The following is a 14,919-nucleotide window of genomic DNA, read 5'->3' as shown; positions in this document are numbered from 1 at the left end:
CCTCAGCCCCTCAGCCTTGCGCCCGCTTGCGCTTTGCCTTTTTCGCCGCCGCTTTCGCCTTTCCCTTGACGGAGGCCGGGCGGCGGCGCAGCGGGCGGCCCCGCCTGCCCTTCGGGCCGCGCGCGATACTGTTGCCCTCCAGCTCCAGCAACTCCAGCGTCAAGCCGCCGGTCAGGGGTGAGGCCTCGGCCAGACGCACCTTCACCCGTTGCCCGATGCCGATCTCCAGCCCGGTTTCCGAACCGATCAGCATCTGCGCATCGCGGTCATAGTGGAAATATTCATTGCCGATTTCACGGATGGGCAGCAACCCGTCCGCCCCGGTCTCGTCCAGCTTCACGAAAGCACCGAATTTCTGCACGCCGCTGATCCTGCCCGCCATCTCGTTGCCGACCCGCTCGGCCAGATAGGCGGCAAGGTAACGGTCGGTTGTGTCCCGCTCCGCCTCCATGCTGCGGCGTTCGGTGTTGGAGATCAGCGTCGCGGTTTCCGACAGGTTTTCGATATCCCATTGCGACAGCCCGTCCTTGCCCCAGCCATGGCCGGAGATCAGCGCGCGATGCACGATCAGGTCGGAATAGCGGCGGATCGGACTGGTGAAATGCGCATAGGACCGCAATGCCAGCCCGAAATGGCCGTAATTCTCCGGATGATAGTATGCCTGCGTCATGGATCGCAGGGTCGAAATATTGATCAGTTCCGCGAAATCCGACTCCTCTGCCTCCGCCAGCAGGCGGTTGAGCTGGCGCGTATGCAGCACCTGCCCTTTCGCAAGGGTGAAGCCGGATGCCTGGGCGACCTCGCGCAGCGCCTCCATCTTTTCGAGGCTGGGTTCTTCATGGACGCGGAACAGCAGCGGTCGGCCAAGCTGGGTCAGCTCCTCGGCGGCGGCGACATTGGCCAGCACCATGAATTCCTCGATCAGCTTATGCGCGTCGAAACGCTCCTTGAACTCGACCGTTTTCACCCGGCCATCGTCACCCAGAACGATCTGCCGCTCCGGCAGGTCCAGCTCCAGCGGCTGGCGGCGGGCGCGGGCGGATTTCAGCAATTCGTAAGCCTGCCAGAGCGGTTTGATCGTGCTGTCGACCAACGGCGCTGTCTGCGCATCGGGATTGCCATCCGCCGCCGCCTGCGCCTGCTCATAGGTCAGGCTCGCGCGCGAATTCATCATGCCACGATGAAATTTATGGCTGATCTTGTTGCCCTGCCCGTCCAGCCGCATCCGCACGGCAATTACGGCGCGATCCACGTTGTCGTGCAGGCTGCACAGATCGCCCGACAGCGCATCCGGCAGCATCGGCACCACCCGGTCGGGGAAATAGGAGGAGTTGCCGCGCCGGCGTGCCTCCCGGTCGAGCGCACTGCCGGGGGTGACGTAATGGGCCACATCGGCAATCGCGACCCAAAGGATCATCCCGCCGGGGTTCTTCGGGTCAGTGTCGGGCATCGCGGCGACGGCATCGTCCCGGTCGCGCGCATCCGCCGGATCGATGGTCAGAAGCGGCAGGTCGCGCATGTCCTCCCTGCCCGTCATGCCAGCGGGTTCGGCGGCTTCGGCCTCTGCCAGCACCTCCTCTGGGAATTCATCGGGAATGCCGTGCTGGTGAATGGCGATCAGGCTGACGGATTTCGGCGCAGAGGGATCGCCCAGCACCTCTAGCACCCGCGCCTGCGGCAGACCCAGCCGGCCTTTCGGTCCCGCCTGCTCCGCCTCGACCAGTTCGCCATCCTCGGCACCGCGGCTGTCGCCTTCGCGCACCTGCCATTCGCGGTCGGACCCCTTGTCGATCGGCAGGATGCGCCCACCTTCGGTCCGTTTGCGGTAGATGCCGACGATGCGGTTGCGGGTTTCGCCGATGCGACGGATCAGCCGGGCGATATAGTTGTGATCCTCGCCCTTCGTCTCGATCAGCCGGGCAAGGATGCGGTCCCCTTGGCCAAGTGCGGGATCGGTCTCGCGCGGCTGATAGAGGATGCGCGGCACCGGCCCGTCGCCGCGATATTCCAGCGGGCGGGCAAACAGATCGCCATTCTCGTCCGGCCCCTGCAATTGCAGCACCGTGACCGGCGGCAGACGTTCAGCATCGCGATAGGATTTGCGGCGGCGTTCCAGCCGGCCTTCCTCGGACAGCTCTTTCAGCAGCCGCTTCAGCTCGATCTTCTCCGCGCCCTTCACGTTGAACGCCTTGGAAATATCCCGCTTGGAAGCGGCATCGGGGTTTTCAGCCACCCAATCGAGGATCTGCTGCTTGCTTGGCAATGCCATGCTGGTCCTTTCCCCGGCGGCGTGGCCGGTCCTGCGAGGGGACAATCCGTTCCGGGCGCTACAGTTCCAGCATCATGTCGCGATGCGGGATATTGGCGTCGAGATATTCCGGCCCGTAAGCCGTAAAGCCAAGCCGGTCGTAAAAGCCGATGGCGCTGGTCTGGGAGGAAAGTTTCGCGGTTTTCACGCCACGCGCACGCAACTCATCAAGCGCCTTGCCCATGATCGCAGCCCCCGCCCCTGTACCGCGCGCGGCCCGCAGAACGCAGACGCGACCGATCTTGCTGCTATCGCCGTCGATGAATATCCGTGCCGTGGCAACCGGCTGGCCATCCGACCAGCCCAGCAGATGCAGCGCCTCGGCATCGCGACCGTCCCATTCCTCGGCCTCGCTGACGCCCTGCTCGCCGATAAACACCTCGCGCCGCAAGCGGCGGCAGGTTTCCAGATCGCGGGTCAATTCGACGATCATGCGAAATACGCCCCCAATATGCGTTGATAAACGCGCTTGAGGGCGTGGATTTCGGACGACGGCACCCGTTCGTCAACCTGATGCATGAAGCGCCCCACGAGGCCGAATTCCAGCACCGGGCAATGATCCTTGACGAAACGCGCATCCGACGTGCCGCCGGTCGTCGACAGCACCGGCTCGATCCCGGTTTCCGCCTCTACGACGCTGCGCACGAGGTCGACGAACGGGCCCGGCTCGGTCAGGAAGCTCTCACCCGACACATTCGGGATCAGCGTGATTGCGACCCCTGTCTCCGCGCTGATCCGGGCCGCGAGCGCCTGTATCTCCGCGTCCAGACGATCCGCCGTGTGCAGGTCGTTGAACCGGATGTTGAACACGGCGGTCGCGGTTTCCGGCACGACATTGGTTGCAGCATTCCCGCAGTCTATCGTCGTGACCTGAAGCCCGGACGGATCGAAATGCGCGGAGCCGTCGTCAAGCGGCGTATCGGTCAGCTCATCGAGGAACCGGACAAGCGCATGCAGCGGATTTCGGACCCGATCCGGGTAGGCGACATGGCCCTGTATCCCGTGTGCGGTTACGCGATAGGTGACGGAGCCACGCCGCCCGATCTTTATCATCTCACCGAAGGTTTCCGGGTTCGACGGCTCCCCGACGACACAGACCGACATCGCCTCCCCCTGATCCTCCATCCAGTCGAGCAGGGCGAGCGTGCCGTCGCGGCCCGCCCCCTCCTCATCCCCGGTGATCGTCAGGATGATCGCGCCGTCGGGTGGTGTCTCCCGCACAAAGTCGATTGCTGCGGCCACGAAGGCCGCGACGCCGGATTTCATATCCGTGGCACCCCGCCCCCAGATCGTGCCCTCGTCATCGACATGGCCAGAGAATGGCGGGTAGGTCCAGCTTCCCGGATCGCCGGGCGGGACGACATCGGTATGACCGTTGAACCCAAAGCTGCACTTGGCCCCTTTTTCGCCCCATCTTGCGAACAGGTTCGGCGTCCCGTTCCGGTCGACGCGGATGCAGTCGAAGCCCGCGCCGCTCAGCAGGTCGGACAGCATCGTCAGCGCACCGGCTTCTTCCGGGGTGACCGACGGACAACGGATCAGATCGGCGGTCAGCGCGGCAGGGTCGGTCATATCGGTCTCCTTCATCACCAGCCCTAATCCGAGCCCAGCAGGATTTCCACCCCGCGACGGACAAGGTTCAGCCCGGTGATGACCAGCAATATCAGCGTCCAGCGGCGGAACTGCGCCACATCCAGCCGGTCATGCACCCAGAGCCCCGCAAACATGCCCGCCAACCCCGGCAGAACGAGGACGGCGGAGAGCGGCAGCGTGTCCGCGTTCAGCACCCCGGATCCCAGATGCGCAAAGGTCAGAACAACCGCACCCAACAGGAAAACGACGCCCTGCACGCGCATCTGTTCGTCCTTCGGCACGCCAACGGACAGCAGGTAGACGATCAGCGGCGGACCCCAGATGCCGGAAATCCCGCCATAGAGGCCGCCGACAACGCCTGAAATCACCTCTGCCCGTTTGGCGTGGTGGACAGGCAGTTTCATCGGACGTCCCGACAGTTGCCAGATCGCAAAGGCCACAATCGGAATACCGAGCAGCAGGAACATCAGGCTTTGCGGAATGCTCCGGGCGAAAGCGGCAGAGATCAGGATGAACACCAGCAGCACCGAGATATGCAGCCGGAACCGCCGTATCGACGCCCATGCCGCCCCGATCCCCTGTCGACCCGCTTGCAGGATATTCGTGGCGAGGGTCGGCAGGATCAACGCGGCAAGCGCCGTCTGCGGCGACAGCACCGAACCGAAGGCCGACATCATGATCATCGGCATGGCAAACCCGATGGCCCCTTTGACGAAACCCGCAAAAGCCGTCACGGCGAAGATCAACCAGAACGTGGCGGGATCGAGACCAAACATGGCGTGCAGATTAGCGCGCCTGCGGGCAACCGCAATGGGTCATCGGGTGCCGCAATATCGTGACATCTTCGCAACAGCTTCGTCCCGATATCGTCGGCACACGTCTTATCCGCTTTCCGCCGGTATCGCCGCGCGGGCCCTCAGCCCCTTGAAATCCAAGCCGCAGCCCGGCGAAGCGCGCGATAACCTCGTTAAACCCCACTCCTTGTTGACAATTCAGTGTGTTGACCCGTGAGGCTGCGAGTGCAATTCCGGCAGTAATGTTTAATGAACCCTAACGGAGACACTGCCATGTTTCGCCAAATGACCGCAGCCGCGCTCGCTGTCACGGCACTCGCAGCCTGCGAACCGACGACCGTTGTGGACGAGCCCTATTCGAACGTACCCACGGGCGATTACGTCCTGTTCAACATCGGTGGCGACGTGCTGAGCGTGCGCCACACCACGATGACGCTGTCCCCCACCCAGATCGTCGGACAAACCGGCTGCAACGGGTTTGTCGCCCCGATCAGCGGCACCCCGCCCGAGATCGTCGTCGGAGAGATCCAGACCGCTGGCCAGACCTGCCGCTGGAGCGCGCAGGAAAACTCCTTCTTCAACGCGCTGCGTCAGGCCAACCGCATCACCTATGAAGACGGTGTTCTGCGCATCGCCGGCGGCACCGACACGCTGACCTTCGAATATGGCCGTCTGGCCTCACGCGAAGGCGTGATCGGGCGCAACCTGAACCCGAACTCGCAGACCAGCACGCTCAGCCAGGCCAGCGCGCCGGTCGAGTCCGCCGTTCAGTAACCCAGACGCTACAACCGCAGGGCCGTGGTTTCGACCACGGTCCTGAGGGCGAATGACGAATGCATCTGCGCCACGCCCGGCAGCCGGGTCAGATACTGGCGATGGATGCGGGCGAAATCTTCCGTGTCTTCCACTGCGAGCTTCAGAAGATAATCCGCCGTTCCCGCCATCAGGTGACATTCCAGCAAATCGGGTATCGTCCGAACCGCGCGTTCGAACGCTTCCAGCAGCTCCGTGGCCTGACCGGATAAGGTGATTTCCACATATACCGTCGTCGCCCGCGACAATTTACGGCGATCCAGCAAGGCTGCGAAGTTTCGGATCAGACCGATCTGCTCCAGCCGCTGAACACGCCTGTGACAGGCCGATGCGGAAAGGTGAACCTGCGCCGCAAGCTCCGCATTCGTGATTCGCCCATCCTTCTGCAAAACAACAAGTATTCGGCGATCTATCGCGTCTATATCATTCATTACGCAAAATTATCTCATGACTTTCGGCTCAAACGCAATATCCTCCGTTAGGTCTTTGGGCATTGCCGGAAAGTTCGGAAAAAATTTGCAGAAGATTTGTGGCAAGCTGAAAAACACAACAAACGCACCATACCGACAGGAGAGACTTATGCTGATTGGCTGCCCGACCGAAATCAAACCACAGGAATACCGCGTGGGCCTGCGCCCGGATGCGGCGAAAGAAGCGATCCTGCGGGGCCATAAAGTGATGGTCCAGGCCGGGGCGGGTCTGGGTGCCGGTTATACAGATCAGGATTATCTCGACGCCGGTGCGGAAATCGCCGCCGATGCGCAAACCGTGTTCGACAAGGCCGATCTGGTCGTGAAGGTGAAGGAACCGCAAGCGCCGGAGCGCGCCATGCTGCGCCGTGGTCAGATCCTGTTCACCTATCTCCACCTCGCCCCCGACCCGGATCAGACCCGTGATCTGCTGGATTCAGGCGTGACTGCCATTGCTTACGAGACCGTGACCGACGCGCGTGGCGGCCTGCCGCTGCTGGCACCGATGTCTGAAGTCGCAGGCAGGCTTGCCCCGCAGGCCGGATCATGGGCGCTGCAAAAGGCCAATGGCGGCGAGGGCGTGCTGCTGGGTGGTGTGCCCGGCGTGCGCCCGGCCAATGTCGTCATCATCGGCGGCGGCGTGGTCGGCACGGCGGCAGCACGGGTCGCGGCAGGAATGGGGGCGAATGTCACGGTTCTGGACCGCTCCATCCCCCGCCTGTCCTACCTGGACGATATTTTCATGGGCCGCCTGACCACCCAATACGCGACGGCTGCGGCAACCGCTGAACTGCTGCCGGTCGCCGACATGGTCATCGGCGCCGTGCTGGTGCCGGGGGCCGCCGCACCGAAGCTGGTCAGCCGCGAGCAGCTTTCGACGATGAAACAGGGTGCGGTTCTGGTCGACGTCGCCATCGATCAGGGTGGTTGCTTCGAAACCTCGCGCCCGACCACCCATCAGGACCCGATCTATGAGATCGACGGTATCGTGCATTACTGCGTCGCCAATATGCCCGGCGCCGTGTCGCGCACGTCGACACAGGCGCTCGGCAATGCGACGTTGCCCTTCCTGCTGTCGCTGGCGGATAAGGGCTGGCGTCAGGCAATCCATGACGACGCCCATCTGCGCGCCGGGCTTGCGACGCATGAGGGCAAGCTGACCTCTGCCCCGGTCGGCGCGGCACTGGGGATCGAGGCGGTCGCCGCAGAATCGCTGATCTGACGGCCTCCCCATAAGAAAAAAGGCCGCAGGGAAATCCTGCGGCCTTTTCCATAGGGATTTACGGCGCCTCAGATCTGGGGACGGGCCCGGATCTCGTCGCGGATCTGGACCAGAAGTTCTTCAGCGGTCGGACCTGCGGGTGCTTCCTCAGCCGGTTCTTCCTTGACCGTGGAGTCCTTGATCCGGTTCACGGCTTTGACCAGCAGGAACACCACCCAGGCGATAATCAGGAAGTTGATGATCGCGGTGATGAAGTTGCCATAGTTGAAAGTCGCGGCGTTTTCGCCTTCGCCCAATGCGATCTTCAGGCTGGAAAAGTCGATACCGCCGGTGAACAGGCTGATGAAGGGCGTGATCAGGTCATCAACCAGCGAGGTGACGATGGCGGTGAAGGCCGCGCCGATGATGATACCGACGGCCATATCCATGACATTGCCCTTGGCAATGAACTCTCTGAACTCTTTTATCATGCGATTACCTTTCGCTTGTTCGCGCTGCTACATGCGGCTCCGTTAATACATTTGTCCTATAAATCAAGTATGACGCGGGACAGGTGCCGAAGACGTTATTTCCCGGCCCTGCCTGTTTGCCAAGCGCAACCTGCCCGGGAGCCGACTGAATTAACGGTGTTTTACCGTGGCAAATCCGGCCCGTAGCCGAAGCCAGAGAGGCGTGACGGCGCGACGGATCATAACGAAAAAGACAGCGTCGTGACGACCACCATCGCAGATAACGCACGGCCCAAGTCCGGCGCGATCGGACCCGGCCTCAGAACCGGTCGATCAGCCGGTCGAGATAGTCCCGCTCCGCCTGTGGCCGGTCACGCTGACCGAGCCTGCGACGGATTTCATCCTGCAATTCGCGCGCCCGTCCCTCGGTATCCTCGCCCTCGGCCAGGTCTTCGTCGGTCGCGAACCCGCCATTGCCGGAGCCCTGTTGAAGCGGTCGGCCCAGCGGATCACGGCGTGGGGTCTTCAGCGCGCGGCGGCCATCTTCGCCGTCGCGGCCCGTGCCCTCCTGCTGACCTTCTTCGCCCTCGCCCTGATTGCCCTCGGCCTGTTGCTGTTCGCCGCGCTGATCGCCCTGACCAAGCGCGCGGATGCCGTCACGCAGCGCCTCGATCGCCTCCGCCTGCCGGTCGAGCGCGCCTGCCGTGTCACCTTCGCGCAAGGCCCGCTCCGCCTCCTGCATGGCGCGTCCTGCCCGGTCCATCGCTTCGCCCGCCGCATCGCCCTGCTGGGTGCCGCGTTCAGGCAAAAGGCCGCGCTGCATGCCAAGATCGTCGCGAAGCTGGCTCTGACGGTCGGCCAGATCGCCCGGGTTTTCGCCCTCGCCCTCGCCCTGCTGGTTCTCCTGATCCAGCCCCATCCATTCATCCTGCATCTGCCGGAACGCCTGGTCCGCCAGATCCTGCTGTTCGCGCAGCGTTTCGGCCATGCGGCCAGAGGAACCCCGGCCCGACCCTTCGCTCCCGGTCCCCTCACGCACCTGAAGATTTTCCATCATCCGGTTGAACTGCTCCAGCAATTCCTGCGCTTCGGCCATCCGGCCCTCGTTCATCAGGCGCTGGATCTCGTCCATCATCTGCTGGATCTGATCGCCGCTCATCGTTTGTGTCGGGGAGCGGTCGAAACGGCTGGCAGGATCGGCCCCCTGTTCGGCCAGCATGTCGGTATATTCATCGGTGGCGCGCCGCAACTCATCCATCAATTCGCGGATTTCGTCAGGCGAGGCACCGCGCCGCATGGCCTGCGACAGCCGTTCCTGCGCGCGCCGCATCCGTTCGAGCGCGTCGGCCAGCCCGCCATCCTCCAGCTGAACCGCCGTCCGCCACAGCGCCTCCGCCAGGGCATCGCGCTGCGCATCGCTCAGATCGCCGGTTTCGAGACCGGCGATAATGGCGCGCATGTCATCCAGCATTGGCGGGTCGACAAACCCTTCCGGCTGCCAGAGGATCGCCCGCATCAGCTGTCCGGCGCGCGGCGCATTCTCGCGTGACCAGAGAATATCGCGCCGCAGTTCGATCAGCGCGGCGGCGAGCGGATCGAAGAAGCGCCGCCCCGGCAGTTCCATGCTCAGCGTCTCGGATTGCGCGGTCTGGCCAATGCCGTCCTCGGCATGAAGCCGGATTTTTACCGGCAAATTGGCCCATGCGTGTTTCTTGAGATCGGCGGTCAATTGTCCCGATATTTCCGCCCGGTTGCGCGTGATCGGAAGCTTGATCAAAACGACCTCACGCGGCTCCGGCTCCAGCGCGAGACCGTAGCTGCGATCCACCCGGTCCAGATCGAGCGAAATTTCCGCACGTCCGGCAGCAATGCCGAAATCATCACGGGCAGAGAAAGGCTGCATCAACCGGCCATCGGCGCGCCGCTCCGCCGCAGCGCCAATCGCGATTTCCGGGGCGTCGTCGGGTCTCACCGTGATGCCGAAAACCCGATCATCAATCGTCAGCGTCCCGTCACGTTCAACCCGATATTCGCGCGAGCGTTCGTCATCCAGCGGGATCTCGGGGCCGATATTCTGCGAAACAGCGCCATCATCGCCGTAAAGGCGCAGATTGATGATGCTGCCCTCGGGCAGTTCCAGCGACCTGCCCTCGGCCAGATCGTTGAGGTAGATCGTGGGTTTGCGCGTATAGGCCGGGGGTCGCGCCCATGCCTCCCAACCCGGTCCTGTCGCCTGCGGCTCCTGTCCCGTAATCTCATCACGGGGCGGCGCCAGTGCCGCCAGCCCCTGACCAAGCTGCACGGACGAGCCGAACAACAGCGCCATCGCAAGTGCCGTCAGCCCGACCAGACGCAGCGCAAACGGATCGCGGCGGCGCAGTTCGGCGTCGGGACGCACGGGGCGTGCCGCCTCCAGCCGCGCCGCCATCTGCGCCCGGTGCGCCTGCCAGAGCGTCCCCCCCTCGCCCAGTGCCGGGCGGTCACGATAGGCCGACAGCGGCATCCCCGGCAGCGTCGCATCCAGCCGCCGCTCCGCCGCGCCATGGGCGGGACGGCGAAACCGAACCACGCCCCAGATCAGCGCAACGAGCAGGATCAGACCCGCCACGCCACCGGCATAGACCCGCATCGCCGCCGGAAGCGCCTCGACAAGCCCCATGCTCAGCGCCGCGAGCAGCAGAAGCGCCAGCGTCAGCGCAGGCCAGAAGGCACGCGCCACCGCCTCCCACCAGATCCCGGCGCGGGTCAGGCGCAAGGCACGGGTCAGGCGCGGGCTGTCGGTAGCCTCCTCGGGCGTATCCTGTCGAGCGGGGTCATCCATGACAAACATCCTGCGCTTCAGACCGGAACTCGGCAAGGGTTTAGCGGCGCTCAGAACCAGTCTGGCAGGGACTCGCGCGTCAAAATATCGTCAAGCGTCGGGCGCGGGCGGATCACGGCGAAGCGGTCCCCGTCCACCAGTACCTCCGGCACGAGGGGGCGCGTGTTATATTCCGACGCCATCACCGCGCCATAGGCCCCGGCAGAGCGGAAAGCGACCAGATCGCCCGCACTCAGCGCCGGAAGCTCGGCACCTTTGCTGAAGGTATCGCCGGTTTCGCAGACCGGGCCGACAACGTCGAAGGGGCGAACCTCCGCGCCGGTCGCGGCTTCCCTGACCGGCACGATGTCATGATGCGCACCATACATCGCCGGTCGGATCAGATCGTTCATCGCCGCATCGAGGATCAGGAAATCGCGCCCGTCGCCTTCCTTCAGGTAAATCACCGAGGCCAGCAGGATACCGGCATTCCCGGCGATGTTCCGGCCGGGCTCGATCTCGATCTCGCACCCCAGATCGCCGACCGCCTCGCGGATCACCTGCCCGTATTCGATCGGCAGCGGCGGCGCGTTGTTGTCGCGGCGATACGGAATGCCCAGTCCGCCACCCATATCCAGCCTGCGGATGTCATGCCCGTCGGCGCGCAGCGCGCGGGTCAGATCGGCCATCTTGGCGTAAGCCTGCCGGTACGGGTCCAGATCGGTCAACTGGCTGCCGATATGCATATCGACGCCGACCACCTCGATCCCCGGCAGTTTCGCCGCCTGCGCATAGACCTCGCGCGCCTTGGCGAGCGGGATGCCGAATTTATTCTCCGACTTGCCGGTCGCGATCTTCTCATGGGTTTTCGCGTCGACATCGGGGTTCACGCGCAGCGCAATCGGTGCCACGGCGTCCATGCCCGCCGCCACTTCGGAGAGCGCCGACAGTTCAGGCTCGGATTCGACGTTGAACTGCCGGATGCCGCCTTCAAGCGCCAGCCGCATCTCCTCCCGCGTCTTGCCGACGCCGGAAAAGACGATCCGCTGCCCCGGCACGCCAGCCGTGCGGGCGCGGGCGTATTCCCCGATGGAGACCACATCCATCCCGGCCCCCAGATCGCCGAGCAGTTTCAGCACCGCGATATTCGAATTCGCCTTGACCGCAAAACAGATCAGATGGTCCGGCGTCCATTCGAGCGCCTGCTGGAACAGGCCGAAATGCCGGGTCAGCGTGGCTGCCGAATAAACGAAAACCGGCGTCCCGACCTCCTGTGCGATCAGGTTCAGCGCTACGTCCTCGGCACAGAGAACACCGTCGCGATAGTTAAAGTGATCCATCAGGAAATCCTGCAAGAACGGAAAAACAGATATAACGGAAGGGCACAGCCGATGCCTAGAAACATCGCCGGCAAGGTCAGGAACGCCCACCAGTTGCGGCGGAACGTGGTTTCGACAAGGCACCACAGGCCAAGCGTGACAAGCGCGACGATGCTGGTCGCGTCAGGCGACGGCAGGCGCAGGCCGATAATCGCGCCGATCAAGGCCAGCACGATCCAGCAGATGCGCATCGGGGTCAGTTCAAACCCCATTCGCGCGCACCCCGTCTGATCCGTCATCAATCGGATAGGCACCCGGCGGCGGCGCGGGCCGCTCCGGCGCGCCGTCAACGCCGCAGGCGGCAAGCGCCAGCAGCGCAATCACGGCCGCATATCTCACAATTGGCCCTTCCAGCGGGCGATCTGCGCACGGACCTGATCGGGCGCGGTGCCGCCATAGCTCTGCCGCGAGGCGACGGAGTTATGCACGCCAAGCACGTTGAACACATCTTCAGTAATGGCGGGATTGACCGACTGCATCTGTGCCAGTGTCAGGTCCGGCAGATCGACGCCCTGCTCCTCCGCCAAGGCCACCAGCGAGCCGGTGACGTGATGCGCATCGCGGAAAGGCAACCCGGCCTCGCGCACCAGCCAGTCGGCCAGATCGGTCGCGGTTGAAAAACCTGCGGAGGCCGCCGCCTCCATCTTCTCGCGGTTTGCGGTCAGATCGGCCAGCATCCCGGTCATCGCGGCAAGCGCGAGCATGAGGTTATCGGCGGCGTCAAACACCTGCTCTTTATCCTCCTGCATGTCCTTGGAATAGGCCAGCGGCAGGCCCTTCATCACCGTGAACAGGGCCACATTTGCCCCGAGGATACGCCCGATTTTAGCCCGGATCAGTTCCGCCGCATCGGGGTTGCGCTTCTGCGGCATGATGCTGGAGCCGGTCGACCATTTGTCCGACATCGACACGAAACGGAATTGAGCGGATGACCAGATCACCAGCTCTTCGGCCAGCCGCGACAGATGGACGGCGCAGATGCTGGCGGCGGAAAGGAACTCCAGCGCGAAATCCCGGTCGGACACGGCATCAAGGCTGTTGGCCATCGGGCGGTCGAAATCGAGCGCCCGCGCCGTCGCCTCCCGGTCAATCGGATAGCCGGTCCCGGCAAGCGCCGCAGCACCAAGGGGCGATTCGTTCATGCGTTTGCGGGCGTCCTGAAAACGCGACAGATCGCGGCCGAACATCTCCACATAGGCCATCATGTGATGCCCCCATGTCACCGGCTGCGCGGTCTGCAAATGGGTGAAACCCGGCATGACCCAATCCGCCCCGGCCTCCGCCTGACCAAGCGCCGATCCGATCAGAGCCCGCAGCCCCTGGATCGCCGCATCGCATTGATCGCGCACCCAAAGCCGGAAATCCGTCGCCACCTGATCGTTGCGCGACCGGCCCGTGTGCAGACGGCCCGCAGGCTCTCCGATCAGCTCCTTCAGCCGCGCCTCGACATTCATGTGAATATCCTCAAGCGCCTCGCTGAACGGGAAATTTCCGGCTTCGATTTCTGACAATACGGTGAGAAGCCCTTCCCGGATCGCCTCGGCATCTTTAGAATCGATAATGCCTTGTGCCGCCAGCATCGCGGCATGGGCCCGGCTGCCCCGGATATCCTGGGTGTAGAGCCGCCGGTCATACCCGATGGAGGCGTTGATCGCCGTCATGATTGCATCGGGGCCGGAGGCGAAGCGCCCGCCCCACATGGCATTGGCAGTGTCGTCGGGGGTCTTGGCGTCGGTCATCAGATCTGGTCCGAAAGGTTGAACATGCTTCGTTTGCTGATCCTTTATACGGCGCTCGCTGCCGGTGCAAATATGGCAAGCGCCGGAGAAATCGACTTCGACGCAGCGAAGGCGGGCGGGATCGACCTTGTCGCGGTCGAGGGGGAGGTCGTGCCCGACATCACCTTCACCGACCCGGAAGGCGGCGAACACAGCCTGACCGACTATGAGGGCCAGGCGGTTCTGCTGAATTTCTGGGCGACATGGTGCGCGCCCTGCCGCGAGGAAATGCCGTGGCTGAACACGCTTCAGAAGGACTATGGCGGCGATGATTTTCAGGTCGTGACAATCGCCACCGGGCGCAACCCGCCCAGAGCCATCGACAAGTTCTATGCGGAGGCCGAACTGGACGCCCTGCCCGTGCTGCTCGATCCGCGTCAGGAGCTGGCCCGGAAATTCGGTGTGGTGGCGATGCCCGCGACGATCCTGATCGACGCCGAGGGCAATCAGGTCGCGCGTCTGATGGGTCCGGCGGAATGGGCCTCAGACACGGGCCGCGCCATCGTCACGCAGTTGAAAGCGCCTTGACCGGGGCGTGTCGGTGACAGGTGACGACATGGTCGTTCACCATCCCGACCGCCTGCATGAACGCATAGCAGATCACCGGCCCGCAGAAATTGAACCCGCGTTTTTTCAGGGCCTTCGACATGGCCGTCGATTGCGGCGTGGAGGCAGGCACATCCGCCATCGTGGCAAAGTCGTTCTGCACCGGCGCGCCGCCCACGAATTCCCACATATAGGGCACGAAACCTTCCGCTGATTCTATCTCCAGAAACAACTGCGCGCTGCGCACGGTGCCTTCGATCTTGCCGCGATGGCGGATGATGCCGGGGTTCTGCAGTGCGGATTCGATTTGTTGCGGGCCCCAAGCGGCGACGCGCTCAGGGTCGAAACCCTCGAACACCTCGCGGAACGCATCGCGTTTGCGCAGGATCGTGATCCAGCTCAGCCCGGCCTGAAACCCGTCCAGAACCAGTTTCTCCCAAAGCGCGCGGGCGTCATATTCCGGCACCCCCCATTCCGTATCGTGGTAGTCCACATAGATCGGGTCGGGCCCGCACCATCCGCAGCGCTCTACCATGATCGTTAATCCTTAACCTGAAATCTTTCGGGGGGTCTTCGCCAGCGCGGCCATCATCGCCATTCGGGTCGGAAATCGCAAGAACACCCCCGGAATAAGGGCGCGAAAATCGTTCACTCAGATATCGCTTTGCCGATCCTGCATTGCGTTCTGATTGGCAGGAAGCGGATCGCTGCCCGGTTACGGCGCTATCGCGGCTTGACGCTGGGGCTGAGTTCGGCATGGTTATGCC

The 14,919-nt window shown here is 63.6% G+C and carries 15 protein-coding genes; 3 read left to right on the top strand and 12 right to left on the bottom strand.

Features of this window, described 5'->3' with window-relative positions:
• Positions 1–10: 10 nt before the first annotated feature.
• From rnr to PAF12_RS02785, 4 genes are read right to left on the bottom strand one after another with little or no spacing between them, the layout of a single operon-like run.
• Positions 11–2,269: a ribonuclease R gene (gene rnr / locus PAF12_RS02800; protein WP_271108498.1), complete on the bottom strand. Its 2,259-nt coding sequence runs from the start codon at positions 2,267–2,269 to the stop codon at positions 11–13.
• A 58-nt stretch (positions 2,270–2,327) separates the two neighbouring features.
• Positions 2,328–2,741, bottom strand: coding sequence for a GNAT family N-acetyltransferase (locus PAF12_RS02795; protein WP_271108497.1), 414 nt, complete (start codon positions 2,739–2,741; stop codon positions 2,328–2,330).
• On the bottom strand, positions 2,738–3,880 hold the full coding sequence (gene dapE, locus PAF12_RS02790) for a succinyl-diaminopimelate desuccinylase (protein ID WP_271108496.1): 1,143 nt from the start codon (positions 3,878–3,880) through the stop codon (positions 2,738–2,740). The genes PAF12_RS02795 and dapE overlap by 4 nt, the downstream gene beginning before the upstream one ends.
• A gap of 23 nt (positions 3,881–3,903) precedes the next feature.
• On the bottom strand, positions 3,904–4,677 hold the full coding sequence (locus tag PAF12_RS02785) for a sulfite exporter TauE/SafE family protein (protein ID WP_271108495.1): 774 nt from the start codon (positions 4,675–4,677) through the stop codon (positions 3,904–3,906).
• A gap of 291 nt (positions 4,678–4,968) precedes the next feature.
• On the opposite strand from PAF12_RS02785, the gene PAF12_RS02780 reads away from it, so the two are divergent.
• The gene (locus PAF12_RS02780) at positions 4,969–5,469 is read left to right on the top strand and encodes an META domain-containing protein (RefSeq protein WP_271108494.1); all 501 of its coding nucleotides are present in this window, start codon (positions 4,969–4,971) and stop codon (positions 5,467–5,469) included.
• Between the two features lie 8 nt (positions 5,470–5,477).
• Here PAF12_RS02780 and PAF12_RS02775 read toward each other — a convergent pair whose 3' ends face one another.
• Positions 5,478–5,939, bottom strand: coding sequence for an Lrp/AsnC family transcriptional regulator (locus tag PAF12_RS02775; protein WP_271108493.1), 462 nt, complete (start codon positions 5,937–5,939; stop codon positions 5,478–5,480).
• 148 nt (positions 5,940–6,087) lie between these two features.
• Here PAF12_RS02775 and ald point away from each other — a divergent pair, with 148 nt between their 5' ends.
• Positions 6,088–7,200, top strand: a complete 1,113-nt coding sequence (gene ald / locus PAF12_RS02770) for an alanine dehydrogenase (RefSeq protein ID WP_271108492.1) — start codon at positions 6,088–6,090, stop codon at positions 7,198–7,200.
• 68 nt (positions 7,201–7,268) lie between these two features.
• Here ald and mscL read toward each other — a convergent pair whose 3' ends face one another.
• From mscL to argH, 6 genes are all read right to left on the bottom strand, one after another.
• Complete coding sequence (gene mscL, locus PAF12_RS02765; protein ID WP_271108491.1) at positions 7,269–7,670, bottom strand: large-conductance mechanosensitive channel protein MscL; 402 nt, start codon at positions 7,668–7,670, stop codon at positions 7,269–7,271.
• Positions 7,671–7,968: 298 nt separating this feature from the next.
• Entirely contained in the window at positions 7,969–10,470 is a 2,502-nt protein-coding gene (locus tag PAF12_RS02760; protein WP_271108490.1) for a DUF4175 domain-containing protein, read from the bottom strand.
• 50 nt (positions 10,471–10,520) lie between these two features.
• Positions 10,521–11,789 (bottom strand): diaminopimelate decarboxylase, encoded by a 1,269-nt coding sequence (gene lysA / locus PAF12_RS02755; RefSeq protein WP_271108489.1) that lies wholly within the window; start codon positions 11,787–11,789, stop codon positions 10,521–10,523.
• The gene (locus tag PAF12_RS02750; RefSeq protein ID WP_271108488.1) at positions 11,789–12,040 is read right to left on the bottom strand and encodes a DUF2834 domain-containing protein; all 252 of its coding nucleotides are present in this window, start codon (positions 12,038–12,040) and stop codon (positions 11,789–11,791) included. The genes lysA and PAF12_RS02750 overlap by 1 nt, the downstream gene beginning before the upstream one ends.
• Complete coding sequence (locus PAF12_RS02745; RefSeq protein ID WP_271108487.1) at positions 12,030–12,167, bottom strand: argininosuccinate lyase; 138 nt, start codon at positions 12,165–12,167, stop codon at positions 12,030–12,032. Before PAF12_RS02745 ends, PAF12_RS02750 begins: the two co-directional genes overlap by 11 nt.
• Positions 12,164–13,567 (bottom strand): argininosuccinate lyase, encoded by a 1,404-nt coding sequence (gene argH / locus PAF12_RS02740; RefSeq protein ID WP_271108486.1) that lies wholly within the window; start codon positions 13,565–13,567, stop codon positions 12,164–12,166. Before argH ends, PAF12_RS02745 begins: the two co-directional genes overlap by 4 nt.
• 24 nt (positions 13,568–13,591) lie before the next feature.
• On the opposite strand from argH, the gene PAF12_RS02735 reads away from it, so the two are divergent.
• Entirely contained in the window at positions 13,592–14,134 is a 543-nt protein-coding gene (locus PAF12_RS02735) for a TlpA disulfide reductase family protein (protein WP_271108485.1), read from the top strand.
• On the opposite strand, the gene PAF12_RS02730 is transcribed toward PAF12_RS02735, so the two are convergent.
• Positions 14,112–14,687, bottom strand: a complete 576-nt coding sequence (locus PAF12_RS02730; protein ID WP_271108484.1) for a DNA-3-methyladenine glycosylase I — start codon at positions 14,685–14,687, stop codon at positions 14,112–14,114. The two genes, PAF12_RS02735 and PAF12_RS02730, sit on opposite strands and share 23 nt — an antisense overlap.
• Between the last annotated feature and the right edge of the window lie 232 nt (positions 14,688–14,919).

Origin of the sequence: Paracoccus sp. SCSIO 75233 (assembly GCF_027912675.1) — a bacterium.
Taxonomy (GTDB): Bacteria; Pseudomonadota; Alphaproteobacteria; order Rhodobacterales; family Rhodobacteraceae; genus Paracoccus.
The sequence above is the reverse complement of the archived record's forward strand: the minus strand, read 5'-3'. Positions and strand labels throughout refer to the sequence as shown.